The sequence below is a fragment of the Thauera sp. WH-2 genome (genome assembly GCF_048321015.1).
Classification (GTDB): domain Bacteria; phylum Pseudomonadota; class Gammaproteobacteria; order Burkholderiales; family Rhodocyclaceae; genus Thauera.
In genome coordinates, this window is sequence record NZ_JBLWFG010000029.1 from 1 (window position 1) to 1,248 (window position 1,248).

Annotated in this window: 2 protein-coding genes and 1 pseudogene; all 3 read right to left on the reverse strand. The window is 66.3% G+C overall.

Annotated elements, in window-relative coordinates:
* Positions 1 to 529 (reverse strand): annotated as a pseudogene (locus ACNKW1_RS15725) (IS66 family transposase); the annotation flags it as partial.
* A 22-nt stretch (positions 530 to 551) separates the two neighbouring features.
* Positions 552 to 911, reverse strand: coding sequence for an IS66 family insertion sequence element accessory protein TnpB (tnpB, locus tag ACNKW1_RS15730; RefSeq protein ID WP_004261344.1), 360 nt, complete (start codon positions 909 to 911; stop codon positions 552 to 554).
* On the reverse strand, positions 911 to 1,248 hold a 338-nt coding region (gene tnpA, locus ACNKW1_RS15735; protein ID WP_418365516.1), incomplete at its 5' end, for an IS66 family insertion sequence element accessory protein TnpA. The genes tnpB and tnpA, both read right to left, overlap by 1 nt.

The following is a 1,248-nucleotide window of genomic DNA, read 5'->3' on the forward strand; positions in this document are numbered from 1 at the left end:
CGATGTCGAGCTGTTCGCTGACGTCCTGGCCAATCTCGACCATGGGTGTGCCGCAGGCGCAGGTGCGTTCGGCCTCGGGGACGTCGTGGACGACGTCGATGCGCGGCAGCTCGATCGGCAAGGGCTTGCGCTTGCCACGCGCCTTCTTCTTGCCCGTGTCGGCGGGCGTCTCACCCGTCGTCTCGGTGGCCGGCGGCGGCAAGGTTGCGGTGTCGCCCGCCTCGGTTGCGGACTCGGCCAGCGCCTCGGCCTCGTCGAAGAGCCACCCCTGGCCCGCGTGCGATTCGCTGCTGGGGCCGAACATGCGCCGGCGCGCCAGGCGAAGCTGCTCGTAGAGCTCGAGGATGCGTGCCTCGAAGGCCTTTTGCAGTTCGGCTTCGCGCGCCTTGAAGGCAAGCTCGAAGGCGTGCTGCTGTTCCCGCAGCAAGGCCTTGAGCGCGGCCGGATCGTCGGGTAACTGTTCGGGGAGGGGGGATGCGCACACGCCGACGGCGGCATTCGAACGAGGGTCGGCGGTACGTGGTTGCATGCTGGAATTATACCCGATCACGCTACGTAACCGATTGGTATTGCAGCGTTTTATGCGGCCTTGCCGCCCACAGATCGAAGCCTTCGAGCAGCCATTCGAGCTCCTTCATCGTCAGTACGCAGGTGGGCTGACTTGCCTCGGCCGCCGGCCAGGCGAAGCGCTCGGCTTCGAGCCGCTTGTACCAGAGGCAGAAGCCGTTGCGGTGCCAGTACAGCGCCTTGAGTTTGTCGCGGCGACGGTTGATGAAAAGGTACAGCGCGTCGCCGAACGGGTTCAGTCCCAGCTCCTGCTCGACCAGCGCCGACAGTCCGCCGATGGATTTGCGAAAGTCGATCGCCGGCCGGTACAGATACACCGCGCCGATCGAATGCCCCGGGTGCATCAGCGCCCTCGCTCGGCAAGAGCCGCCGACAGCGCGGCCAGCCAGTCGACGCCAGGCAGCGTCGCGCATTCGAGCCGCAGCTGCGCGTCGATCACCACCGTGCAGCCCGCGCGGGGCGTCATCGAGGGTTCGACTTTGATCGGGACGAATCCGCCAAGCTTGGCGCGGCTACGACGGCCACCGGTCACCAGGCGCTTGCGCCACTGATAGAGCGCCTGCGGCGATAGCCCCTCGCGCTCGGCGTAAGCCTTCGTGGTAATGCCCTCGGCTTCGATTGCCGACAGGTGCGACAACCAGAACGTACTGCGCTCCGACATGCTCGTGCTCCCTGAAAAAC